At 63.4% G+C, this 24454-nt stretch carries 24 protein-coding genes and 1 tRNA gene; 8 read left to right on the top strand and 17 right to left on the bottom strand.

Annotated features, from left to right (window positions below; genetic code table 11):
- The first annotated feature begins 3 nt into the window (after positions 1-3).
- Positions 4-918 carry an enoyl-CoA hydratase gene (locus tag B586_RS17295; protein WP_047316321.1) on the top strand — a complete coding sequence of 305 codons (915 nt, stop codon included), beginning with the start codon at positions 4-6 and terminating at the stop codon, positions 916-918.
- Between the two features lie 151 nt (positions 919-1069).
- Here the strand turns inward: B586_RS17295 and B586_RS17290 are convergent, their stop codons facing one another.
- Positions 1070-1987, bottom strand: a complete 918-nt coding sequence (locus tag B586_RS17290; protein ID WP_082129335.1) for an NAD(P)-dependent oxidoreductase — start codon at positions 1985-1987, stop codon at positions 1070-1072.
- A 37-nt stretch (positions 1988-2024) separates the two neighbouring features.
- Between B586_RS17290 and B586_RS17285 the strand changes: the two genes are divergently transcribed.
- Entirely contained in the window at positions 2025-2819 is a 795-nt protein-coding gene (locus B586_RS17285; RefSeq protein ID WP_047316322.1) for an SDR family NAD(P)-dependent oxidoreductase, read from the top strand.
- 32 nt (positions 2820-2851) lie between these two features.
- On the opposite strand, the gene B586_RS17280 is transcribed toward B586_RS17285, so the two are convergent.
- Positions 2852-4414: an LCP family protein gene (locus B586_RS17280; RefSeq protein ID WP_047316323.1), complete on the bottom strand. Its 1563-nt coding sequence runs from the start codon at positions 4412-4414 to the stop codon at positions 2852-2854.
- Between the two features lie 293 nt (positions 4415-4707).
- Here B586_RS17280 and B586_RS21165 point away from each other — a divergent pair, with 293 nt between their 5' ends.
- Entirely contained in the window at positions 4708-5382 is a 675-nt protein-coding gene (locus B586_RS21165) for a DUF2510 domain-containing protein (RefSeq protein WP_156406826.1), read from the top strand.
- A 20-nt stretch (positions 5383-5402) separates the two neighbouring features.
- Here B586_RS21165 and B586_RS17270 read toward each other — a convergent pair whose 3' ends face one another.
- A complete protein-coding gene (locus B586_RS17270; protein ID WP_052915570.1) occupies positions 5403-5822 on the bottom strand; it encodes a hypothetical protein in 420 nt (139 codons plus the stop codon).
- Positions 5823-5892: 70 nt separating this feature from the next.
- Positions 5893-6165: a hypothetical protein gene (locus tag B586_RS17265; RefSeq protein WP_236971316.1), complete on the bottom strand. Its 273-nt coding sequence runs from the start codon at positions 6163-6165 to the stop codon at positions 5893-5895.
- A gap of 450 nt (positions 6166-6615) precedes the next feature.
- Here B586_RS17265 and B586_RS17260 point away from each other — a divergent pair, with 450 nt between their 5' ends.
- Together B586_RS17260 and B586_RS17250 are read left to right on the top strand one after the other, a co-directional pair.
- Positions 6616-8001: a PE domain-containing protein gene (locus tag B586_RS17260; RefSeq protein WP_054879291.1), complete on the top strand. Its 1386-nt coding sequence runs from the start codon at positions 6616-6618 to the stop codon at positions 7999-8001.
- 1168 nt (positions 8002-9169) lie between these two features.
- Positions 9170-10033, top strand: coding sequence for an alpha/beta fold hydrolase (locus tag B586_RS17250; RefSeq protein WP_168162558.1), 864 nt, complete (start codon positions 9170-9172; stop codon positions 10031-10033).
- Between the two features lie 50 nt (positions 10034-10083).
- Here the strand turns inward: B586_RS17250 and B586_RS17245 are convergent.
- Positions 10084-10158 (bottom strand) — tRNA-Thr (locus B586_RS17245).
- 25 nt (positions 10159-10183) lie between these two features.
- Positions 10184-10906 carry a hypothetical protein gene (locus B586_RS17240; RefSeq protein ID WP_047316328.1) on the bottom strand — a complete coding sequence of 241 codons (723 nt, stop codon included), beginning with the start codon at positions 10904-10906 and terminating at the stop codon, positions 10184-10186.
- Between the two features lie 160 nt (positions 10907-11066).
- Here B586_RS17240 and phoP point away from each other — a divergent pair, with 160 nt between their 5' ends.
- Together phoP and B586_RS17230 are read left to right on the top strand one after the other, a co-directional pair.
- On the top strand, positions 11067-11786 hold the full coding sequence (phoP, locus tag B586_RS17235) for a two-component system response regulator PhoP (RefSeq protein WP_047316329.1): 720 nt from the start codon (positions 11067-11069) through the stop codon (positions 11784-11786).
- Between the two features lie 48 nt (positions 11787-11834).
- On the top strand, positions 11835-13265 hold the full coding sequence (locus B586_RS17230; protein ID WP_047316330.1) for a sensor histidine kinase: 1431 nt from the start codon (positions 11835-11837) through the stop codon (positions 13263-13265).
- A 29-nt stretch (positions 13266-13294) separates the two neighbouring features.
- On the opposite strand, the gene B586_RS17225 is transcribed toward B586_RS17230, so the two are convergent.
- The 11 genes from B586_RS17225 to B586_RS17175 all read right to left on the bottom strand — a co-directional run bounded on the left by B586_RS17225 (position 13295) and on the right by B586_RS17175 (position 22780).
- On the bottom strand, positions 13295-13699 hold the full coding sequence (locus B586_RS17225; protein ID WP_047316331.1) for an HIT family protein: 405 nt from the start codon (positions 13697-13699) through the stop codon (positions 13295-13297).
- 45 nt (positions 13700-13744) lie between these two features.
- Complete coding sequence (locus B586_RS17220; protein WP_054879294.1) at positions 13745-15136, bottom strand: HNH endonuclease signature motif containing protein; 1392 nt, start codon at positions 15134-15136, stop codon at positions 13745-13747.
- Between the two features lie 102 nt (positions 15137-15238).
- The gene (locus B586_RS17215; protein ID WP_047316353.1) at positions 15239-15658 is read right to left on the bottom strand and encodes a ketosteroid isomerase family protein; all 420 of its coding nucleotides are present in this window, start codon (positions 15656-15658) and stop codon (positions 15239-15241) included.
- A 20-nt stretch (positions 15659-15678) separates the two neighbouring features.
- Positions 15679-16749, bottom strand: coding sequence for an NADH:flavin oxidoreductase (locus tag B586_RS17210; protein WP_236971315.1), 1071 nt, complete (start codon positions 16747-16749; stop codon positions 15679-15681).
- 17 nt (positions 16750-16766) lie between these two features.
- Positions 16767-17894, bottom strand: a complete 1128-nt coding sequence (locus B586_RS17205) for an NDMA-dependent alcohol dehydrogenase (RefSeq protein WP_054879295.1) — start codon at positions 17892-17894, stop codon at positions 16767-16769.
- Positions 17895-17988: 94 nt separating this feature from the next.
- Positions 17989-18543 carry a Cif family virulence factor gene (locus B586_RS17200; protein WP_054879296.1) on the bottom strand — a complete coding sequence of 185 codons (555 nt, stop codon included), beginning with the start codon at positions 18541-18543 and terminating at the stop codon, positions 17989-17991.
- Between the two features lie 2 nt (positions 18544-18545).
- Complete coding sequence (locus B586_RS17195) at positions 18546-18752, bottom strand: ferredoxin (RefSeq protein ID WP_156166238.1); 207 nt, start codon at positions 18750-18752, stop codon at positions 18546-18548.
- Entirely contained in the window at positions 18752-20122 is a 1371-nt protein-coding gene (locus B586_RS17190; protein ID WP_054879297.1) for a cytochrome P450, read from the bottom strand. Before B586_RS17190 ends, B586_RS17195 begins: the two co-directional genes overlap by 1 nt.
- Positions 20119-20949, bottom strand: a complete 831-nt coding sequence (locus tag B586_RS17185) for an SDR family oxidoreductase (RefSeq protein WP_054879298.1) — start codon at positions 20947-20949, stop codon at positions 20119-20121. Before B586_RS17185 ends, B586_RS17190 begins: the two co-directional genes overlap by 4 nt.
- A gap of 17 nt (positions 20950-20966) precedes the next feature.
- A complete protein-coding gene (locus B586_RS17180) occupies positions 20967-22175 on the bottom strand; it encodes a cytochrome P450 (RefSeq protein ID WP_054879299.1) in 1209 nt (402 codons plus the stop codon).
- Positions 22172-22780, bottom strand: a complete 609-nt coding sequence (locus B586_RS17175; protein ID WP_054879300.1) for a TetR/AcrR family transcriptional regulator — start codon at positions 22778-22780, stop codon at positions 22172-22174. The genes B586_RS17180 and B586_RS17175 overlap by 4 nt, the downstream gene beginning before the upstream one ends.
- 198 nt (positions 22781-22978) lie before the next feature.
- Between B586_RS17175 and B586_RS17170 the strand changes: the two genes are divergently transcribed.
- On the top strand, positions 22979-24448 hold the full coding sequence (locus B586_RS17170; RefSeq protein ID WP_054879301.1) for an aldehyde dehydrogenase: 1470 nt from the start codon (positions 22979-22981) through the stop codon (positions 24446-24448).
- The last annotated feature ends 6 nt before the right edge of the window (positions 24449-24454 follow it).

The following is a 24454-nucleotide window of genomic DNA, read 5'->3' as shown; positions in this document are numbered from 1 at the left end:
CGAATGACAGTCTCCGACCAAACCAACACACACGAGCTGGTGGCCTACGAAACTCTGGACGACGGCCGCATCGCCCGGATCTGGCTCAACCGGCCCGACGCCCACAACGCGCAGAACCGCACCTTGCTGGTTCAGCTTGATGAGGCGTTTAGCCGCGCCGAGGCTGACGACGCCGTTCGTGTGGTGATTCTGGCGGCGCGTGGCAGGAACTTTTCTGCCGGTCACGACTTGGGCTCAGACGCGGCGTTGCTGGAACGCAAGCCCGGACCGGGGCAGCATCCGACCTTCCGCTCGTACGGCGCTACCCGCGATGCGGTCGCGGAGAAGACCTATCTGCAGGAGTGGCACTACTTCTTCCAAAACACCTGCCGTTGGCGCGATCTGCGTAAAATCACCATCGCCCAGGTGCAGGGCAACGCGATCTCGGCAGGTTTGATGCTGATCTGGGCATGCGATCTGATTGTTGCTGCCGACAACGCGAAGTTCAGCGATGTGGTCGCGGTGCGCATGGGTATGCCGGGCGTCGAATACTACGCTCACCCTTGGGAATTCGGTCCGCGTAAGGCCAAAGAGCTGCTGTTGACTGGCGATGCGCTGGACGCCGACGAGGCCTACCGGCTCGGCATGGTGTCCAAGGTTTTCCCGCTCGAGGAGCTGGAGGCCAAGACGCTCGAGTTCGCCCGCCGCATCGCCGAGCGGCCCACCATGGCGGCGTTGCTGATCAAGGATTCGGTCAACGCCGCCTCCGATGCGATGGGATTCACCGAGGCGCTGCGGCATGCATTCCACGTGCACGAGCTTGGGCACGCCCATTGGGCAGCCCGCAACGAGAACCGGTACCCGGTTGGCCTGCCGCCCGATGTGGAGGATTGGCGCACCGCGAAGCCGGCGAAGGTGGCCCGCCGCGACACACCGTAGCCGCGACGGGCGGGCACAGGGTCACCAAGTCGACCGTTGATCAGATGTTGATGGTGGCCGCCGCTTGACCCGCACGGATCTAGTTGCACCCGTGACGGATTCGCTGGATTGTTTTGCTCAGCGATGCGGAACCCGTGTTGGCGCTGACGGTCTACGTGGGGTGGTGTGAGTCTGGCGTGGACGCCGTGCCGGCGTCGCGGTCGGCGAGCATAGCGACGGCCGACCAGTCCAGGTGTCCGTTGCCGGTTGCCACCAGGGTCAGCAGGCGGTCGCGCAGCAGACTGGCGACGGGCAGCGGCACCTGCAGGTCTGATGCGGCGGCGAGCACCAGCCGCAGGTCTTTGAGGCCGAGGGTCGCCGCGAACCCGGCCGGCTCGAATTCCTGTCGCGCGATCAGCCCGCCGTAGGTCTGATACGCCGGCGCGGTGAACAATGTTGAGGTAAGGATGTCGACGTACTGCTGCCTGTCAACGCCGGCCTTGGTGACCAGCGCGACGGCCTCGCCGACGGTCTCGACGGCCGACGCGAGCAGGAAGTTGCCGCTCAGTTTCACCAAGTTGGCAGCGTGCGGTTGTTCGGATACCACGAAGGTCCGCTGGCCGATAGCGTCGAACAGCGGGAGCAGCGGCTCTAGAACCTGCGGAGCGCCCGCGGCGATGACGAAAAGTTCTGCGGCAGAAGAAGCTTCTGGCCTGCCGAACACCGGCGCCGCGGCATACCGCTGACCGGCTTGGGTGTGCGCGGCCGCCAGGCGCTCCGACAGCGCGACGCTGATGGTGCTCGATGAGACATGGGTGGCGCCCGGTGCTAGCGAAGTCACAATGCCGTCCTCACCAAACACCACATCCTCGACGGCCCGGTCGTCGGAGAGCATGGAAAAGACAACCGCACCGCTGCTGGCTTCGGCGACGGTGCGCGCCGCCGTCGCGCCTTGCTGAACGAGGGCCTGCGCTTTGTCGGGTGAACGGTTGTAGACGGTGACTTGGTGACCCGCTTTCACCAGGTTGGCGGCCATGCCGCTGCCCATGTTCCCCAGGCCGATGAATCCGATGTCCATGCCATCCACCATGCCGTGTTCCTCGGAGGCATGGTGAAAGATGTGCTACATGAAACAACGACTCGGAGGCAATCGGATCCTAGTGACCGGTGCGGCGTCGGGCATTGGTCAAGCCACCGCGTTGCGGTTGCTGGACGAGGGTGCCACCGTGGTGGGAGCCGACATCGTGGCGGACGGGCTGGCCAAGACTCAGGCTCGGGCCGACGAGGCGGCAACAGGCGACCGGCTCACCACTATCCAGATGGATGTCGCTAACGAGGATTCCGTCATCGACGGCGTGTGCTGGGCAGTCAAAACGCTCGGCGGCTTGGATTCATTGATCAACGCGGCCGGCATCTTGGGCGCCGCTCACACCCACCAGACCAGCACTCAGCAGTGGAATCAGATCATCGCCATCAACCTGACCGGTACCTTCCTGGTGGTCCGCGAAGCGCTGCCGGCGCTACTGGCGAATTCACGCAGCGTGATCGTCAATTTCAGCTCTACTTCGGCATCTTTTGCGCACCCATACATGGCGGCATACGCGGCGAGCAAGGGTGGAATTCAGGCCTTTACCCATTCATTGGCACTCGAATACGCGAAGGAGGGTCTGCGCGCGGTCTGCGTCGCGCCAGGCAGCATCAAGTCCGGGCTCACCGATGCTGCGGGGGGCTACATTCCGAAAGATGCCGATTGGTCGCTGTTTCCCAGGCTTATGCCGATACTGCCCACCACACTGGAATCCAGCCGCACCGGGATGGCCGATCCTGCTGCCGTCGCCGGCGTGATCGCCATGCTGGTGTCTGAGGACGGCGCGTTCATCACCGGCACCGAAATCCGCATCGACGGCGGTACACATGCGTGAGGAGCGCCCTAGAGGTTCTGGTCAATCCGACGTCAGTTGACGCACGGGACGCCGCCGCCGTCGATGGGTTGCCCTTGGTCGGGCGTGGGGTAAGGGCTGGTGTCGTAGCTGTACGGCGGATAGGTGCCGGTCTTCTTGGAAGTGGTGGTGGTTTCGTCCGTCGCGCTGTCGTCGGCGGCCGGCAATGAATAGTTGGTGTCAACGATCACTCGGATGTGTCCGGACGCCAACTTGGGATCCGCTTGGTTAGGGGCGTCGATGCCGAGCAGGGTGGCCACGTTCTGGGCATCGGTGTCCGCTCCGGCGCCGTATTGAATCGAGGCGGTAGTCGGCTCGCCTGAGCTGCGGTCGCGGACCTGACCCGCGGTGTAGCCGTGCTTTTTCAGCGCCCGGGACACCTCGCTGGCGAGTCCGGTCAAGCTTCCGGCATTGATCACGTCCACGACGGTGGACGGATTCGGCTTGCTGGGCGTGGTGGTGGTTGCGGAGGTGGGCGGGGCGGCGCCGATCGCCGACGCCACCTCAGCCTTGATCGCGGCCGGGTCGACGATGTTGACGTCCTGGCCGTCGATGTTGTCGTAGCGCACTACCGGCAGCGTCCGGAATTCGGCCCGGTTTTCTCCCACGCCGTTCGCGAGCGCTCCCAATCGCTGGATCAGGTCTTCGTTCCAACCCGCCGACAGCACGACATCTTTGCGCGCCACTGCCATCAGGCTCTTGAGCTTGTCTAGGTTGGTGAAGGTGCCCGTGTCCCGAAGCTCCCGCATGACCGAGGATATGAATGCCTGCTGTCGATGGGTGCGGTCGAGGTCCCCGTTGTCGAGGCCATGACGCTGCCGGACAAACGCGAGCGCCTCCGAAGCATCCAGTCGCTGTCGCCCGGCCGGGAAGTCGGCACCGGAATATGAGTCGTAGACAGCGTGATTGAGGCACACCTCAACACCGCCCAAGGTGTGGGCCAGATCGTAGAAACCGGCCAAATTGATCTCGGCGAAATAGTCGATCGGCACGCCGGTCAGGCTTCGCACCGCGCGCAAGGTCGCCGCCCGGGCGGCTTCGCGCCCCCGCATCTCCAGCTCTTTCTGATCGTCGACACCCTGATCGGCGAGCTGCTGCGCGACATATTGCTTAGTCAGCCCGTAGGCCTCTTTGATCTTGATGTGGTTGTATCCGGGAACGCCGCTGAAGGCCACCCAGTCATCGCGGGGGATGGAAAACGCGACCGCCTTATTGTCGGCACCGACGTGCACCAGTATCAGGGTGTTGGTGTTATAGCCCCCGTCGTCGGAATCGCCAGCGTGCAGCTGCTTCAGGATCGACCAAGGCAGATCATTGCCCTGCTGGTCTTTGCGTGAGTCCAAGCCGATGAGCAAGATGTTGATGTTGTTGTCGGTGGATCGCGGATCGTCCGCGGTTAGGGCCTGCGAAACGGTGATGCCTCCCAGCGCACCGTGGGCTACCCAATAGCCGGCTCCGGTCAGCAGCACCGCGACGAGCGATGTCAGCGTCATGAAGCCCCGGGTCAGCGCTATGCGGATTCGTGACGGCTTACGAACGGCGCGATGCCGATGCCGAGGACCGCGAGAACGCGCCATCAGAAACCTCGATCAATTACTAGCGCACCACCTAGCACCGCATCAGCGGTTTGCGGTGATGTCGCAGGCAGCATGGTGTCAAGTATGCGGTAGCTTGCTGTGAAGCCCCCAATCGAATGGGTCGTGCGAAGATCGATGTGGGCAGGCTCACCTGGCCGGACGCGGCCAAGTTCCCGTCCGCATTCGCCCGCTACCAGTACGGTCTGACGAAAACCCGCAAGTTCGCAAGGGTTGCTGCGGGGTCTTGGACCTGACCTCGCGGGAGCGACCTCAGCAGGAGTAGGTGTCCTAAGTTGATCGACCTCAACTCGTGCCCGCCGGGCAGCTCAGTACCGCCGTCACCGGCCGCGGCGCGCGGCGTCCGGCGGGTATGGGACAAGACACCGGCGGGGCTGCGATTGGTCGTTCCGGTCGCCTTGTTGTTGATCGTGGTCGTGGTGGGCTTCCAGGTTTGGACGAAGTCGTCGCGAGCCGACTGGTCACGGCTGCCGAGCAAACTCATCTGCCAGGTGCAGTCCGGGTCAACGCCGCCGTCTTCCATGACGGTGGCCTCGGTTGATGTCACGCATCCACGAAGCAACGTGTTGCAGCTAGCGGTTCGATTCGCCCAGCCACTACCGCCGTCGCTGAGCACGGATTCGCAGACCGCGGGTTGGGTCGGCGCGGAGCTGACTTACACCATCGCCAACAACGGCACGAAATTCGTTCAACTGGGCCCGCAGCAGAGCGCCGATGGCTTGTCGATCACGGCCATCCAAGGCACCCCGCGGACCGACAAGGTGAACGTCCGGCCCGACAACGAGACTCATGCCGCCAGGACCGCTCCGGATACCGTCGGGATCAGCCTCGACCTGGCGAAACTCGGGATCACCGACGGCCTGGTGAACCCAGGGCTCACCATCTCTTCTTGGCTCACCACGCCGCCGAGTGCGGCGGCCAGGTACGCCGCGCAGATCTGTCACGGCTAGCAAAGTTTTGTGCGGGGCGATCAGCAGTACGGGTATTCGATGTGCCACCGGCCGTTTACCCAGTCGGCGCGGAATTGGCCGCCCAATCGGGGATCGGTGTCATTCACGACGCCCGTCCCTCCCATGTTGGGCGTAAAGCCGGGCGGATCCCAGGTGACGGACCGGGGGTTGGGTGGTGTGTCTGGTGTGCAACCCTTTTGCTTCGCGATGTAGCCATCGATGACCCGCTGCTCGGCGGTGGCTTGATCTCCACTATCGGGTGCTGGATCGGCGGGGCACATCGCCTTCGCGTCGCACACGCTTTCGGTCGCGTCGACCAACATCACCTCGGTGACGTGTGAGTGTGGTGCCGTGCAGCACATCAGCACCGCCGTCACGGCAAATCCGGTGACCGCTGCGGTGCCGAGCGCGCCGGCGGGTCCACTGCTGCGATTGAGCATGCTCCCTCCCGGGGATTCGCATCGGATCTTTGCGACCCGAGCCGTGTGTTTCAGGCCGGCGCGGGGCAAGTTACCGGACCTTCGCGGTTTCGTCGCCCGACTTGTAATAAAAACTAATATTTGAACCCATGACAATTTCGGCGACGTATACGCCGAGCGGTTCAACTTCGTAGTAATAGTGAACGTTGCCGTGCGCGTCTAGCGTCGTAGCGCAGGTGTAGCCCGGCGCACCACACCGTACTTTAAGCGGTATCGCGAGCACGGTGATCACAAGCACAACGGCCATCCCGACCGCAACGGGGACCCGATTCAATGCGTACCTCGCCGGTGAAGGATGCACCATGGTGGCAGTGTATGCGGCTCGGCTTGGGCGGTATGGGAAGTGCCGCCGCCTATCATCTGGCGTCCCGGAATTCGGGCTAAAGCTAAGCCATGATGACGCTTTCGCCCAAGGGGTGGCAGTTGTCTGGTCATGAACGAGCCTGGCTAGACGTGCGCCGACGTCGTCAGGCAGGTCAACGGGATGCATCCCACTTGGAATCTGACCAATGCTCAGCACTTCGTGGGTGCCGCCGAACAGAGGTACTGCAACGTTCGCAGCCCCGAGGCTTCAGCAGTGGTTGTTAGCCTGTATTCGTTGCAGCAGAGCGTATTTCGGCTTGCGTAACGAGGGTTAAGCGACCTTGCGGGCATCGGTCGGGGTAGTGGCTCACCACCATTGCCATCGATTCCCGCCCGCTTTCTGGCGTTGGGCGCCATGATGTCAAGTACCTGATAGCACCGAGGGCAGGCGATGTCATTTGTTCTTGTGGCGCCGGATATGTTGGAGACGGCGGCAGCGGATGTAGCGCGGGTCGGTTCGGCAGTGGCGGCCGCCAATCTGGCCGCACTCGTCCCGACGACTGAGTTAGTGGCGGCGGGCAGTGATGAGGTGTCGGCGGCCATTGCGGCGTTGTTTGGCGCGCACGCTCAGGAGTTTCAGGCGGCGGCGGCGCAGGCAGCGACGTACTACCAGCAGTTTGTGCGCACCCTGAGCGCGGCATCGGCATCGTATGTGGGTATGGAGGCGGCCATCACCACGTCGATGCAGGGGGCGCTGGGCGCGGCGAGTTCAGCCGTTTCCGTGGTCGGCGAAGCCTGGATAGGCAGCCCGCTTGGCCAGCTGCTCGATCCGATGATCAATGCGACCACCGAGATGCTGTTTGGCCGTGATCTGATCGGCCATGGTGTCGCCGGAACGGCGGCAGCTTCCACCAGCCACACCCAGCAGTCGATCGTCATTGACTTCGTCCGGCACGGGCAGTCGATGGGCAACGCGGCAAGCCTGATTGACACGGCGGTGCCCGGACTTCCACTCACCCAGCTGGGCCAGCAACAGGCGCAGACGATCGCTAACGTGCTGGCGTCGCAGGGCCCCTTCGCCGGGATCTTCGAGTCGCAGTTGATCAGGGCGCAGCAGACCGCGGCGCCGTTGGTCGGCATGCTGGGAATGAACCCGCAGGTGTTGGCCGGCCTCAACGAGATCAACGCCGGCATTTTCGATGGCTTACCGCAAATCAACCCCGCGGGCCTGCTGTATCTGGTCGGTCCGGTCGCCTGGACGCTCGGATTTCCCCTCGTACCGATGCTGGCCCCGGGGTCTACCAGCTTTAACGGGGTGGTTTTCGACCAGGGCTTTACCAGCGCGCTGCAAACGATGTATTCCACTGCCATAGCCCACCCGATCCAGGCCGTCAACGGCCAGATCACCGACGTCGCTTACTCCAGCGAATTTGCGATCGAGGTCGGGACGTTGATGAATGTCAAAAACCCCGATCTCTTGCTCATGCTCACCCACCCGTTGTCCAACACCGGCGTTGTTGTGGTGCAGGGCGATCCCCAGCTTGGCTGGACGCTGGTCAGTTGGGACGGCGTACCCGTCCCGCCGGCATCGTTGCCGACCGAGCTGTTCGTCGACGCGCGGAACCTGATCATGGCGCCACAGTTTGCGGCCTACAACATCGGGGCGTCCCTTTTCACCGGTGATCCGGCGGCGATCGTGAACGCGGTTCGAGACGGTGTCGACGAGGTCGCTACGGCGACCGTTCAGTTCCCCGTCGCGGTAACCCGGGACGTGGTCGACGCAGTGGGCGGCAGCCTGGCTGGCCTATCGACCGATCTGACCAACCTGTTGCCGTAACTGGGCGCTCCGGCCGCGCGGGCAGTGAAAGTTGGAGCCCTCTGTCAGGATTGAACTGATGACCGCTCGCTTACAAGGCGATCTCAACCCGTCCGAACGGGTTTGTCGTAGTCCGACCGAATGACGCCAGATGGGGCTCACCAGCGCATGGCGCAGACTCCGCGCTCAAGTCCTTCCGAGGACCCGTTACGTCAGTTGCGGCTTGAGAGTTGCAACCGTGGTCAGTGCGACCGCCGATCACATCATCCCGCGAAGTGCGCGGCCTGACCTGGTGGTCGTGCGGTCGACTCTCCGCGGGTCCTTTGCGTACTGTAACTATTCGCGTGGCGCGTTGCGTCATCGGTCACCCCACCGATGTTCGTCCTTAGCCCCGGCCCCCGTCGATGCCCGGCTCGTGCCTAGTTGCATGAATCTTTGCACGGGTTTACGCTTCCGCAGGTCAAATGGTGCCCCGGCAGGTTTCGAAAACCTGCCGTCTCAGCTGACTTAAAAGTGTGCTGAGAACAGTAGAAATAATACAGTTCAACGTCTTTCGACGTTTCACAGCTTCGCTTATCTCGCTCATCTGGCGTGCGCTATGACCGTGCGCGAGATTGTCGGTGCGGTCGCCGCGCTCGCGTGCCCTGAGGGTGTAAATGGCCCGAGCCGTCGCCGACAAGTTGGCGCTGGACAAATTCCAACGTGTGCCGCCGACTACGCACGCCCGCCAACGGTGGCTATGTCCGCAACCTCGAAGACAAGCGGGGCAAACCGGGTCGCTGGGTCATCGGCGACCCCCTGCCCGAATCGGTTGACTTGCTGCCGGACCAAGCGCAACTCGCACCCACTGATTACGGAGTCTATCTGTGCCTGACGGAGCGAGGTCACCAACAGCTAATCCACTTGCGAGCGATACAACGCGACTTTGACCAAAACTGACGACATTGCCCGCCGCCTCGGTGGGTTTCGCCTCGACGACGTCGGCGACGAATCGTCCTGAGACTGCGGCCCCAGCGGTGGGGAGATAACCAGCCCCGCGCGCTGGGCGCGCGCGGGCCGCATAGTGGCGGCCGGTGGGTGCAAAATGCTGGCCTCGCGGCAACAATCACAATGTGACCCGATGCGTACGCGATCGGTCGCCTGTCGGTAGAGTGCCGCTCTTGACATGCGCAAGCGACAACGAAAGAGCATGACCGTGGGCGTCGTAGAGGGAACCGTTTGCACATCGGACGGTCGGTCGCTGGCATACGCTCAGATGGGGCAACTCGACGGGTCACCGTTGCTCTACTTCCACGGGACTCCTGGGTCGCGCCTGGATTGGGACCATCCGTTTAATCGACCGGCGCTAAACGGGTCGGGTGTGCGGCTCATCGGAATTGATCGCCCCGGCTTTGGTGGATCAACGCACCAACCGCGACGGCGTTATGCCGATTGGCCCGCCGATGTTCTCACCGTGGCGGATGAGCTTGAGCTCGACCGATTCGCAATCCTCGGGTATTCAGGTGGTGCGCGCTACACGATTGCTTGTGCCTTAGCGTTTCCCGAGAGGTTGACCTTTGTTGGCATTGTCAGCGGGGTGGACCCGACCCGAACACTGCGGTTCGGGCGTGGGGTGAACACTCGGAAAGTGATGAAGGGTCGGTTGCTCGGTCTGGCTCCCGCCGTTGGGCGCTGGTACATCAGGCAAACCTCCCCAGCAAAATATGCTCAGCTGGCAATTCACCCTGTGGACCGCGCGATCTACCCAGAAGCAGAAGAGTTCTTCGCTGACGCCTACGCCGAAGCCACCAGAAACGGCCCGCACGGACTTGCCGAGGAGTGGCGACTCTGGGGTACATCGTCGGGACTGGATCTGGACCTCGCGGGTGTTGAGTGTCTGGTCCACCTCTGGCACGGTGAATTGGACGGCGCCGTCCCACTTCATCATGCCGAGCACGTGGCGAAGCTCATCCCGAAGGCACAATTGGAGGTGCTGCCGCGCGCTGGACACTTCCACGGCACAGACCTCTGGCGCTCTGTCTTTCAAGCCGCTCAAGCAAGTACGAGCCGGTGAGAAGTGCGACCGCCTGTTGTTAAACCATCAACCGACGTCATACACAAAGTTGGAGCCCCCTGTCAGGATTGAACTGACGACCGCTCGCTTACAAGGCGAGTGCTCTACCACTGAGCTAAGGAGGCGTAAAACCGGTGCAAGCCTAGCTGCTCATTCGTCGGCGTCGATGACGCGTTGCGATCGCACCGACCGGGACGGCGGGTGCCGAGGTGAGCGGCGCGGCAGCGGGATGCGTTCGGCGATGTTGCTGAGCGGGTTGACCACCAGGGTCAGCGCGGAGACAGCGTCTTGCAGGGTGGCGATAGCGGGCTCCAGCGCCTCCATCCCGGGCGTCAGTCGCCCCAGGGTGTCGACAAGGTCGGTGAGCTGTTCGAGTGGTCCGTCCTTCGCCGTCAACTTGTCGATCAGGCCGTCCTCGGCGAGCAGTCGGTCGGCCAGCCCACCGTCGGAGAGGAGTCGTTCGATCAACCCGTCCGCTGCGAGCAGCTGATCGGCCAGCCCGCCCGGCTGCAACGCGCGCTGCAACCCGCCGCCCTCCTCGGTCAGGCGGTCGAGTAAACCACCGGGCGCTGTCACCAGATCGACCAACCCGCCCGGGCGCAGCAGGCGATCCACCGGTCCTTCGGGCGCGATCGCGCGTCCCAGTGGTGCATCGTCATCCAGCAGCCGGGCTAGCCGGTTGGCGCGCGCGAGGGCGTCATCAATTCCCAACACGCTGGCCATTGCGTTTGAGCCGGTGCTGCCGCTGTCACCCAGGGCCTGCTTTGCCAGGTTAAGGCCCGCGCCAGCGAGGTTAAGGCTCGCCTCCGTCGCGGCAAGCCCGAATCGTATGGGCACGGTCGCCATCGCCGCGATGCGCTTGCCCAGATCCATGGAGTGAGTTTATTCGCAACGCGCTCAGAAAACCCCAGCAGGGTCCTGGCAGCTGAGGCGATTACTGGCAGACTCTTGGCAGGCCATTGGCAACCGGTTCCCAGGAACTACACAATGACTAGAAAGCTAGCATCCAACCACGTGCGAGAGATGTGAACTGATGACAGCGGTAACCCCCAGCGAAACCACCCCGGAGGCGCGCGTCCTCGTTGTCGACGACGAAGCCAACATTGTCGAACTGCTCTCGGTGAGCCTCAAATTCCAGGGCTTTGAGGTTCACACCGCGACCAACGGAGCTGCGGCGCTGGACCGGGCCCGCGAAGCTCGGCCGGACGCGGTGATCCTGGACGTGATGATGCCGGGGATGGATGGTTTCGGGGTGCTGCGCCGGCTGCGTGCCGACGGCATTGACGCCCCGGCGTTGTTCCTGACCGCGCGCGACTCACTGCAGGACAAGATTGCCGGTCTGACCCTGGGCGGCGACGACTATGTGACAAAGCCGTTCAGCCTTGAGGAGGTCGTTGCTCGGCTGCGAGTCATTCTGCGCCGCGCCGGCAAGGGCAGGGCAGAACCTCGCAATGCCCGCCTCACCTTCGCAGATATCGAACTCGACGAGGAGACCCACGAAGTCTGGAAGGCCGGCGAGCCGGTATCGCTTTCTCCCACCGAATTCACTTTGCTGCGCTACTTTGTGATCAACGCCGGCACCGTGTTGAGCAAACCCAAAATCCTCGATCATGTGTGGCGCTATGACTTTGGGGGCGACGTCAATGTGGTCGAGTCCTATGTGTCGTATCTGCGCCGCAAGATTGACACCGGGGAGAAGCGGTTGCTGCATACCTTGCGTGGGGTGGGCTACGTGTTGCGGGAGCCGCGCTGAGTCGCCACCAGTGACTCGGCGAGATGGCAAGCGATAGCGAGTATGGGTATGGCACAACAGCTTCGACGCGGAATGCCGTTGCGGGTAGGCCTGGTTGCCGCCACCCTAGCGCTGGTGGCCTGCGGCCTGGTGACCTCGGGGGTCGCGGTCACCTCGATCCTGCGTCACAGCCTGGTCAGCCGCATTGACTCGACGCTGCTCGACGCATCCCGAAGCTGGGCACAGGCCCCGCGGCGACCGGGGACCGGTCCGCCCTACGCGGGCCCAGACCCGGGCCGGCCGCCGTCAAAGTTCTATGTACGGGGTATTGGCGCTGACGGCAGCACCTTTACGGCCATCAACGACCGCAACGCCGAACCGGCACTCCCGTCTAACAATGATGTGGGCCCTAATCCGACGACCCTGCGATCGGTCAGCGGCTCTGACATCCAGTGGCGAGCGGTGTCGGTGCGGGGGCCGCACGGCCTGACCACGGTCGCGATCGATTTGTCCGACGTCCAGCACACGGTCCGGTCGCTGGTCTGGTCGCAGTTCGGCATCGGGGTGGCGGTGCTGGTTGTGGTCGGGATTGCCGGTTATGCGGTCGTGCACCGTAGCCTGCGACCGCTGGCTGAAGTCGAGCAAACCGCTGCGGCGATCGCCGCGGGCCAGCTGGATCGCCGCGTGCCGGAACGTGATCCCCGAACCGAGGTGGGCCGACTTTCGTTGGCGCTCAACGGAATGCTTACCCAGATTCAGGAAGCGTTGGCATCCTCGGAGTCTTCTGCCGAGACGGCCCGCGGTTCAGAGGACCGGATGCGGCGGTTCATCACCGACGCCAGCCACGAACTACGCACCCCGTTGACCACCATTCGTGGGTTCGCTGAGTTGTATCGGCAGGGCGCTGCCCGCGACGTGGCCATGTTGATGTCGCGGATCGAAAGCGAAGCAAGCCGGATGGGCCTGCTGGTGGACGATTTGTTGTTGCTCGCCCGCCTGGATGTGCAGCGGCCACTCGAACACCGTCGGGTGGACTTGTTGGCGCTGGCCAGCGATGCCGTGCACGACGCGCAGGCAATCGACCCCAACCGCACGATCACTATGGAAGTCTTTGACGGTCCCGGTACCCCGGAGGTTCATGGTGATGAGCCTCGGATACGCCAGGTGCTGAGCAATCTCGTCGCCAACGCCTTACAGCACACCCCGGAAGGCGCCGACGTCACCGTGCGGGTCGGCACCGATGGCGGCAACGCGGTGCTCGAAGTGGCTGACCAGGGTCCAGGCATGAGTCAGGAGGATGCGCTGCGGGTCTTCGAGCGGTTCTATCGCACCGACTCGTCTCGAGCCCGGGCCAGTGGCGGTACCGGACTGGGGTTGTCGATCGTCGACTCTTTGGTGCGCGCCCACGGCGGTGTGGTCACTGTGACAACCGCACCGGGGCAGGGCTGCTGCTTCCGCGTCACGCTGCCGCGGGTCAGCGATGTACCCGCGCACGTTTGAGCGCGCCTTGACCGAGAGGGACCGCCAGCTCACGCCAGCTGAGCCAGGGCTGCCTTGATTTTGGTTTGCGCCGCGTCGAGGGATTCCGGGGACGGGTTGCGGTCGACATTGGCAAAGCCAAAGTCGCTCAGGCTGCGGGTAGGAAACACATGGACGTGCAGGTGGGGTACTTCCAGTCCGGCGATGATCACCCCGGCGCGCTCGGTGTTGAACGCCCGGCATACAGCCTTGCCGATCAGCTGACTCACATCCATGACGCGGCCGAATACCGCAGGATCCACGTTCTGCCATTGATCGATCTCGGCGCGTGGCACAACAAGCGTATGGCCCTGTGTCATTGGCTCAATGGTGAGGAATGCGACGACGTCGTCATCCTCGTACACGAAACGGCCGGGTAGTTCACGGTTAATGATTTTGGTGAAGATCGTCGCCATGGCCCCAGCATATGTACGACCCAGGGCGTCAGATGCACACAGTGGTTACACCGCACCTGGACTGTCGTCCTCGTCATCGTCCCCGCTGTCGAGCAGTTTCTCGGGGTGCCAATAGGTGTTGATTCTCGGTTGGCCCCGGTCCAGGTGCGGGGGCGGTATCCACTCGGTGGTGCCGTGGGTGTTTTTGCGGGTGGTCCAGCCGCCGGGTTGCAGGAGGCGGTGTTGGGGGCCGCAGCCGAAGGTGAGGTTGTTGATGTCGGTGCTGCGGCAGGTGGCGTAGGGGATGGTGTGATGCACTTCGCAGTAGTAGCCGGGCACTGTGCATCCGGGCGCGGAGCAGCCACGGTCCTTGGCGTACAAGACGATTCGCTGTGCGGGTGAGGCGAGTCGCTTGGTGTGGTAGAGCGCCAGCGCCTTGCCTTTGTCGAAAATCGCCAGATAGTGCCGGGCGTGGCGGGCTAGGCGGATGACATCACTCATGGGCAATAGGGTGCCGCCGCCGGTGAGGCCTTTGCCGGCGGCGGCCTCGAGCTCGGCCAGGGTGGTGGACACGATGATGGAGGCCGGTAGCCCATTGTGCTGGCCCAGTTTTCCCGACGCCAGCAGGGCGCGTAGCGCGGCAGTGAGCGCGTCGTGGTTGCGTTGGGCGGGGCTGCGGGTATCCCGCTCGATCGCGTCTTGGCTGGGCGCGCCGTCCACACACGGGGTGTCATCGGTGGGGTTACACATGCCGGGCGCGGCCAGTTTGGCCAGCACAGCCTCCAGCGTGGCGCGGGCCTCGGGGGTCAGCCAGCCGTGCAGCGCCGTCATGCCGTCGGTCTGCTGGTTGCCTAAGGTTAAGCCGCGCCGCCGGCCGCGGTCGGTGTCGCTGTAGGTGCCGTCGGGATTGAGGCAGTCGGCGAGCCGATCGGCCAGCCCGGCCAATTGTTCGGGCCGAAACTGGGAGCCCAGTTTCGCAAGATGCGCTTCGGCGTGTTCGCGGGTTGCCGTATCGACCCAGCCGGGCAACCCGTGGCAGAACTTCCGAATCACCGCCACCTGACCGGCGCCGAGCTTCCCGGCGCGTTGTGCTGCGGCGGTCGCGGCCAAGACGGGTGGCAACGGTTCACCGGTCAAGCCCCGACGCGGCCCCAGATCGGCGGCCTCCCGGATACGCTTGGCGGCCTCGGCGCGGCTGATCAGCGTCCACTCAGCAATCGCATGCGAAAGCGTGCCGCCCAACTCTTCGGGGGTCGCTTGGCGGGCAAGCTGATTGATCATCGGGTGTTCGACGGCAGGTATCCTGCGGCGCACCCGCTCACAGCGCTCCAACAACACCAACCACTCCCGGGCGCACAGCGCATCAAAATCCAGCGCGACCACACCATCGACGGCAGCATCCAATGCATCAAACGCCGCCGTGATCGCCTCCCGATCAACAACCGCACTCGAAGCCATACCGCCAAGCTATCGGAGAGCACCGACAGAAAATGGTCCGCAGAAACTACTGAAACAAAAGTGACACAAGTGATTCCAGAACGGTTAGCAGCGGCCTGTGGCTCACTCTTCCTTACCGAAAGTCATGGCGTCAAGATTCCAGTACCCACGCATGTTGGTGATGAGCCCGGCGTCGTTGACTCGGTAGGTGAACACCCCGCGAACGGTGCTGGTGAATCCTCCCTCAAACTTGCTGTGTAGCACCAGGATATGGGCGATCTCGGTGGGCGAGCTGGAGGGGAACGTCTCTTCGCACGTGATCGTCAACTGATTGGCCGCTATGTTGGTGTCGTAGAAGGCGCCGACGGCTTCCTTGCCGCGGACGCCGGTGCCGTCCGGGTTGGTAACGGACTTGCCGATCGGGTCCTCGACGACGACGTCGTCGGCCATCAGGGCCAGCCAGCCCGCGCGGTCGTGGGCTTGTACGCAGCGCCACGACGACTGCGACGCGGTCAGTGCCGGGGATTGGACTGCTGGGGTCATGGCTGAATCTCCTTTGGTAATCAAATGGCACAGGCGGCACGCGCGCCGTCTTCGGTTGCTTTGCGAAAAAGGCCCACGCCGCTGCAATCGCCGGCGGCGTACACGTCGACGCCGGCCATAGCGGCAACTACGTCGTCGAATAGGGCGGTGTCGGGCTCGAGCGTTCCGGCCAGCACGACGCTGTCGGCGGCCAGTTCCCGGGCGGCTCCACCGGACGGGGTGGTGTTCACCGCGGCCGCGGCGCCGACGTTGACCGCGTCGCCGTCGTCGGCGCCATTGACCATTCCGGTGACGAGCCGATCGATCACACCCCCGCTGACATGGAACGCGTCTACGCCTGCGGCGGCGAGTTCAGTTGCCATCTGCGCGGCTTCATATATCGGTCGCCCGCCGGCGACCCGTTCGTACCCGGAGATACGCAGCGTTATCGGCAGGCCGTCGCCGATCTCGGACCGAATCGCCGCCACTGCCTCCAGCACCACGCGCACCCGACCCCGCGCCGAGTCGCCCAGGTAATCGTCGGTACTCCGATTACGTTGCGGGGCAAGGAAATAACCCGGCAACATGTACCCGTGGGCCGCGTGCGGCTCGACACCGTCATATCCGGCCTCGGCGGCCCGTCGCGCCGCGACTTTGAACAAGTCGAATACTTGATGGAGCTGTTGTTTGCTGATCTCGGCCGACGGTCGCCCAGTCAGATAGGAAGGAATCACCGACGGCCCCAACGACGTGACACCGAATATCTCTGGTCCCAAGCCGTCGGGCCCGGCGTGCACGAGCTGAGGCTGGATCTTGGCGCTCTGCTCATGCACCACCTCCGTCAGCGTCTGATGGGCATCAACTGCGGCGTCAGTGGATAGCTGCAGCCCACCGGGAGTCTCCGGGTGATGATGGTCGACTCCAGTGGCGCCCAACGTGATCAGACCGACTCCACCCTTCGCTCGGGCGGCGAAATAGTCACGGCTGCGCTCCGAGGGCAGCCCGTCTGGCGTGCCGTACCTGGTCTCCATTGGCGACATGACGACCCGGTTGCGCACCGTCATGGCGCCGATTCGTCCCGGCGCCAACAGATGCGGAAAGCCGCCGGTCACCGGCAACCTAGGGTCGGCTACCGGTCGGCGTCTGTGTAACGGATGACGCCGCGAATGTTCTTGCCGTCCAGCATGTCCTGGTACCCATCGTTAATCTGCTCGAGCCGGTATTGGCGGGTGACCATGTCGTCCAGGTTGAGCTTGCCGACCTTGTACATCCCCAGCAGCTGTGGGATGTCGTACTGCGGATTGCCGCCGCCGAAGATGGTGCCCTGCAGGTTCTTCTGCAGCAGGGTTAACATCGCGAGGTTCAGGTTTACCTGAGTGTCCATCAGGCTGCCGATAGCGGTCAGCACGCAGGTGCCGCTCTTGGCCGTGAGGGATAGATAGCTGTCGATGTCGGTGCCCTTGAGTTCGCCGACGGTAATCACCACTTTTTTGGCCATCAGCCCGTAGGTGACTTCGGCAACGCCCATCAGCGCGGCGTTGATGTCCGGGTAGACATGGGTGGCGCCGAATTTCAGGGCCTGATCGCGTTTCCACTCCACCGGGTCGATCGCGAAGATGTAGCGCGCGCCGGCGCTGACCGCGCCCTGCAGTGCCGCCATGCCGACTCCGCCGACGCCAACGATGGCGACGTCTTCACCTGGCCGGATGTCGGCGGTGCGGACGGCCGAGCCGTAGCCGGTGGTGATGCCGCAGCCGACCAGGCAGGCGACCTCGAACGGGATCGACGGGTCGATCTTCACCACCGAGCTGCGGTGCACCACCATGTACGGCGAGAACGTCCCCAGCAGCGTCATCGGGTAGACGTTCTGGCCGCGGGCCTGGATCCGGAACGTGCCGTCGCTCACCGATGTGCCGCCCAGCAACCCGGCGCCCAGGTCGCACAGATTACGCAGACCGGCTTGACACGACGGACACCTTCCGCAGGACGGGATGAAGGACAAGACCACGTGGTCGCCTGGGGCGATATCTTCCACACCGGGACCAACCTCGGTGACGACGCCGGCACCCTCGTGCCCGCCGAGCACCGGGAAGCCCGCCATCGGGATGCCGCCGGTAACCAGATGATGGTCGGAGTGGCACATGCCCGCCGCTTCCATCTGGATCTTGACCTCATCCTTAACCGGGTCACCGATCTCGATCTCTTCGACAGACCACGGCTGGTTGAACTCCCAGATCAGTGCGCCCTTGGTCTTCACCGTGAACCTGCTTTCATCGTTGGTATCCGCCGCAACGACCGATGGGCTGAGTGTAGGTCAGCATGTGGACAGCGCCACCGGTAGCTGTCACATGTCACCAGAGAGGTACCGGAGACTTGCCCAGCGGATAGTAGCCGGGCACCTTCTCGCCGGACATGCCGCGTTGGATCCGCTTCTGCATGCTTGCGGAGAGCTTGCCAGCTTGGATCAACGTCAAGTAGAGCGCCGATACCTGCCCGAAGTCGAAGAAGTCGCGCTGCCAGTTCCATTTTCCGTCGCCGGCATAGCGGAACCAGCTGCCGCCTATCCCGTGCACCTCGAACTCGGGGTCGCCCGCCCCGTTAGGTTGGCCGACGACCTGCTTCCAGAAGCCCACCACTTCGCCCTGCTTGTCATCGATCAGGACCCGCTGGTACGGGTACCGCCAGCCCTGCAGGCCTTCCATCTCCTGGCCCAGCGCGATATCGCGAATCTCCTCGATTCCGACACACATCACGTCTTCTTTGGGCCCGGTGTTCCAGCCATAGGTGGCGTCATCGGTGTAAAAGTCGGCGAGCAACGTCCAGTCGCCTCGTCGCTCCGCCTCCCGGTTGACTTCCAACCAGCGTTCCACCACATCTTCGAGTTCTGCGCGGGGGAATCCTGCCACGGTCAATCTCCTATCTCGCGGATAGACAGCGCTTGAGTGGGACAGGCCCGCACCGCCCGCTTGATCTCGTCGCGCGCTTCCTCGGGCGGCTCGGCGTCGAGAATCTCGACTTTGCCGCGCTTAGGCACCCGGAAGTAGTCCGGCGCCTCCAGCTCGCACATTGCGTGTCCCTGGCACAGATCCAGGTCTGCCTTCACGCGATAACTCATCATCGTCCTGCCGTCTTGCCCGCCTTCCGGCGGCGGTAGCGCACCCGGGCGGGCTGGGTGAGCTGCACCACCATCTTGGAATGGTCGTTGCGGTAGCTCTCCGAGGGCTGTGTCATCTCAAACTCATACTCACGCAGCAGCACCGAGAAGATCGCCTTGATCTGCATGGTGGCGAACGCCGCGCCGATGCAACGATGCCGGCCGGCGCCGAACGGAATCCATGTCCAGCGGTTGACCAAATCCTCCTGGCGCGGCTCTTCGTAGCGCCCCGGCACGAAGGCATCAGGGTCCGGGAAGTCTTCGGGGATTCGGTTGGAGACTGCTGGCGAGGCCGCCACCAGATCGCCTTCGTGGATCGTATGGCCTGCCACCTCGAACTCGCCTTTGGCCACCCGCATCAGAATGATCAACGGTGGATGCAGCCGCAACGTCTCTTTGAGAACGTTCTCCAGCCGTGGAATCTGGCGCAGCGCATGAAAACTCACCGACTGACCGTCGGCGTAGAGATCGTCGAGCTCCTGGATCACCGCGTCGTAGGAATCGCGATGGCGCATTAACTCGATCAGCGTCCAGGACGCTGTCCCCGAGCTGGTGTGATGCCCGGCGAACATCATTGAGATAAACATGCCAGTGATCTCGTCCGCCGAGAACCGGGGATTGCCCTCTTCGTCCGTGATGGTGATCAGCACGTCAAGCATGTCCCTGCCGGTCTTGTCGGTCGGGGGGTGGGCGATTCGGTTGTTCATGATGCGCTGGACCAGCGCCACCAGACCGGTCCGTGCAAGGTCTCGACGGTGAAAACTCTCGATTGGCAGATAGGGGTCGACGTAGGCCAGCGGATCGGTGCCACGCTCTAGCTCGTGATAGAGCTTGGCGAATCGGCCGTCCAGTTCATTGCGGAACTTCTTGCCGATCAGGCAGGCTGAGGAAGTGTAGATGGTCAGCTCGGCGAAGAAATCGAGCAGATCGATCTCACCGTGCTCCCCCCAGTCCGCGATCATCCGCCGGACCTGGTCCTCAATGGTGACGGCATGGCCCTTCATGTGCTCGCCGCGCAGCGCTGCGTTGTGCAGCATCTCCTTGCGCCGCTCCGGGCTTGCGTCGAACACCACACCCTTGCCGAAGATTGGCGTCATAAACGGGTACGCCTCGGCCTGGTCCAGATCGTCGTCGCTGGACCGAAAGAAGAACTCGTTGGCTTGCGCGCCCGACAACAACACGACGTGTTTTCCAGCCAGTTGGAACGTGCCGACATCGCCGCATTCGTCGCGGACCCGTTGCATGAGCCCGATCGGGTCGGTACGGAACTCTTCGAGATGGCCGTGCTCGTCTTGACCACCGGAAACTCGTGGAACGACAACAATACTCATCGGTTCGGCATCCCCTCTTCGCCCAACTCCAACCCGCGCCGGTTAGCGGGTGCCTCTGCCAGCGGAGCCTCGGGTTGGATTTCCATATTCACCACGACAGACCCGCGTGGCGTTTCGGTGATAAAGGCGATCGCGCGCGCCACGTCGCTGGGACGCAAGAAATAGCTGTGCCGCGCCTGACCCCACTTCGCCCAGTCCTGCAGCATGGGACCGACCTGTTCGGCGGATAACTGCCAACCCATGCCGGTCAGCGTCGGGCCCGGATGCACGATTGATGCGCGAACCCCGGTGCCTTCCAGTTCCATCTGCAGGCTCTTCACCATGGAAACCAGGCCCGCCTTAGCCGCACCATAGGCGCCCACGTGCGGGCGGGGCACCAGCGCGACATCGGAGCCGACGAAGATGACGTCGCCCCGCCGGCGTGCCACCATGTCCGGCAACACCGCGGTGGCCAACCGGTTGGCGCCGACCAGATGTATCTGAACTTGCCCCAGGAAGGCGTCGGTGCTGACTTCATGCAGTCGCCCCGGGAACATATCCCCGGCGGCTGACACCAGAACTTCAACCTCACCGAGCGCGTCGATCGTTTGCGCTACAAACGATTTCACCGACTCGGGTTCCGTGATATCGAGTGGGAAGGCTACTGCTTCGCCGCCGTCGGCGCGGATCTCACCAACCAGTTTGGCGAGTTTGTCCACCCGGCGAGCACCCAGCGCGATCGGGAAGCCGCGGCCGGCGAGCTCGGTGGCGGTGGCCGCGCCGATGCCCGAAGATGCGCCGGCGACGATTGTTGGCCGGCGGGTCGGATGAGGCTCAAAGCGGGGCACTTACTGGGTCTCCACAGTTACTGGGCCTCAACGGTGATCGGCAGATGAGTGAATCCGCGCACATTGCTGGAGTGCACGCGCACGGCGCTGTCTTCGTCCACTTGGTAGCTGCGGATCCGGTTGAACAGCTCGCCGAGCGCCACCCGAGCTTCCATCCGAGCCAGGTGCGCTCCTAGGCAGAAGTGCGCGCCGCTACCGAAACTAACTAGATTAGAGCCGATTTCACGGCCAATGCGGTATTCGTCGGGATCGGCGAAGACCCTGTCGTCGCGATTGGCCGAGCCCGGTAGCAGCAACAACACCTCGCCCTCGGAGAGGGTGGTGTCGTACATCCTCAGATCTTGTACGATGGTGCGGGCCAAGATTTGGGTGGATGTGTCGTAGCGTAGGGTTTCCTCGACCCACAACGGAATTCGAGAATCGTCGGCGAATACTCCAGCTAGCTGGTCGGGGTTGCGTGCGCCCCAATAGACGGCATTGGCCAGCAGCTTGGTGGTGGTTTCATTGCCGGCGATCACCATGAGGAACAGGAACGCCATGATTTGTTCGTCGCTGAGCTTGTCGCCGTCAATCTCGGCCTGCAGCAGTGCCGAAGTCAGATTGTCGGCGGGATTCTTGCGGAATTTCGTGATCAGCTCAACGTAGTAAGCCATTAGCTGGGACGAGGCCTGCATGGCCGACAGCGGAACATCGGCCACCCCGTCCTCACGGTGTAGGACACGATCCGCCAGCTCGCGGATGCCAGTCCGGTCGGGTTCGGGGACACCCATCAGTTCCGAGATCACGTCCATCGGTAGTTTGCCCGCGAATTCGGTTACGAAGTCGAAAGTTTCGCTTTCCATCGCCGAATCCAAGTGCGTGCAGGCCAATTCGAGGATCTGTGGCTCGAGCTCACGGATCCGGCGAGGGGTAAAGCCTTTAGACACCAAAGCGCGTAACCGCAAATGTTGCGGATCATCCATGGCCAGGATCGACATCACCCGGTAGGCCTCCGAGGTGCGCGAGGAAGGATCTAGGGACACGCCATAGGTATTCGACAGTGCGGTGCTGTTACGGAAGCCGCGCAGCACGTCGTGGTGTCGCGACAGCGCCCAGAACTTCAACTCCTCGTTGCGGTACAGCGGGGCCTCGTCGCGCAGCCGCCGGTAATACGGGTAGGGATCCTCATGGAAGCCGTAATCGTAAGGATTGAGGACCAGCTCCTGATCACCAACACCCACGGTCATGTGCGACCGCCTGACAGGATGAGGCTCGCCACGTCGGCCAACCGGTCAGCGATCTCGTGATAGGTGAACTGCCCGCTGCCGGCCTGCACGAGTGCGCCGTAAAAGGCCATTTCGAGCGCGGATACCGTGCCGCGTTCAGCGCCGGGTCCGATGGCAGCGACGATGCGGCGGTGGATCTCCGCGCCGATCCGGTCGCGCGCGGTACGCACCGCAGGGTCGGCGCCGCCGCTGAGCAACGCCGTTGTACATGCGGCCGCGACCTTAGGTTCGTCGGCGACCACCAGGGCCAGATGACGCAACGCCTGATCCACCCGGGTGGGTAACGGGTCGTTGACATCGGTGAAGTAGGGGACCTGCTGGACCAGGTCGAGGTAGACCTCGGCGATCAGGTGATTCTTCGACGAGAAATACGTGTAAGCGGTTGCCGGAGCCACGTTGGCGCGCGCCGCCACCGTGCGCACGGTCAGGTCGGCATACGACTTTTCCCGCAAGGTTTCCATGCCGGCGGCAAGCACCTTGCGGAAGGTTTCTTCCTGGCGGCGGTTGCGCGGCGCTGGTCCGATCTGGCGCTCGGCGTGCGCTGCCATCAGTGCATTGCTGGACATCTGTCCAAGCTAACTGATTCGTGCGGGACGAAGCAAGATTAGTTGATAAATATGCTGGGTACTAAGGTATGCATGACAACTGGCGCCGGCTTCCCTTGCGCCGCAGACGGCCTGACCGCTATCGTGCCAAAGCAGTGATATCGGACAACTGTCTACTATTGGTCAGTTGACTAACAGGCGCGCGGGCGGGAGCAGAAGATGGCGTTGTTGGCCGACGGCGTGAGCGCACTGTTCATCGACGGCAAAATGTTGAGCGGCAGTGCGGGGACTTTTCCGACCATCAACCCGGCGACCGAGGAAGTGCTCGGAGTTGCCGCCGAAGCCGACGCCGAGGACATGGGCCGCGCCATCGATGCCGCGCGGCGTGCCTTCGACGAGACCGATTGGTCCCGCAACACCGAGTTGCGGGTGCGGTGTGTGCGTCAGCTGCGCGATGCGATGCGCGACCACATCGACGAACTGCGAGAGTTGACCATCGCCGAGGTCGGCGCCCCACGGATGCTCACCGCTAGCGCCCAACTGGAGGGGCCGGTCGACGACCTAGGGTTCGCGGCCGACACGGCCGAGTCGTACGTGTGGAATCAGGACCTCGGTGCGGCGTCCCCGATGGGAATCCCCACCCGACGCATCATCGCGCGGGAAGCCGTCGGTGTCATCGGCGCGATCACCCCATGGAACTTCCCACACCAGATCAACCTCGCCAAGCTGGGTCCCGCATTAGCCGCGGGTAACACCGTTGTCCTGAAGCCCGCGCCCGACACGCCATGGTGCGCGGCAGTGCTCGGCGAAATTATCGCCGAGCACACTGAGTTTCCGCCCGGCGTGGTTAACATCGTCACCTCCAGTGACCATAGTCTGGGCGCCTTACTCGCCAAAGACCCACGGGTAGACATGATTTCGTTTACCGGTTCGACGGCCACCGGCCGCAGCGTAATGATCGATGCCGCCGCCACCATCAAAAAGGTGTTCTTGGAGCTCGGCGGTAAGTCAGCGTTCGTTGTGCTCGACGACGCTGACCTGGCCTCTGCCAGTGGGATATCGGCGTTTTCGACGTGTATGCATGCCGGGCAGGGCTGTGCGATCACCACCCGGCTGGTGGTGCCGCGGGCCTGCTACGACGAGGCCGTCGCCGTTGCAGCGGCTACCATGTCGTCAATCAAGCCCGGTGATCCCAGCGACTCGGGCACTGTTTGCGGGCCGCTGATTTCGGCGCGACAACGGGATCGGGTACAGGGCTATCTCGATCTGGCGATCGCCGAAGGCGGGACGTTCGCGTCCGGCGGTGGTCGGCCCCCGAGTAGGGAGGTCGGTTTCTTTATCGAGCCCACCGTGATCGCGGGCCTAAGCAACGACGCCCGAACCGCCCGCGAGGAGATCTTCGGGCCGGTTCTCACGGTGATCGCCCATGATGGCGACGATGATGCGGTGCGCATCGCGAACGATTCGCCATACGGCTTGTCGGGCACGGTGTTTGGTGATGACCCGGAGCGAGTGGCCAGGGTCGCCGCGCGGCTGCGGGTCGGCACCGTCAGCGTGAACGGCGGCGTGTGGTATTCCGCTGACGCGCCGTTCGGGGGTTACAAGCAATCCGGCATCGGCCGGGAGATGGGGCTGGCCGGCTTCGAGGAGTATTTGGAATCCAAAACCATTGCTACAGCAGTTAATTAGAGGAGG

The organism is Mycobacterium haemophilum DSM 44634 (genome assembly GCF_000340435.2).
GTDB classification, from domain to species: domain Bacteria; phylum Actinomycetota; class Actinomycetes; order Mycobacteriales; family Mycobacteriaceae; genus Mycobacterium; species Mycobacterium haemophilum.
Note: the sequence above shows the minus strand (reverse complement) of the source record. Positions and strands in the feature narration are given on the sequence as shown.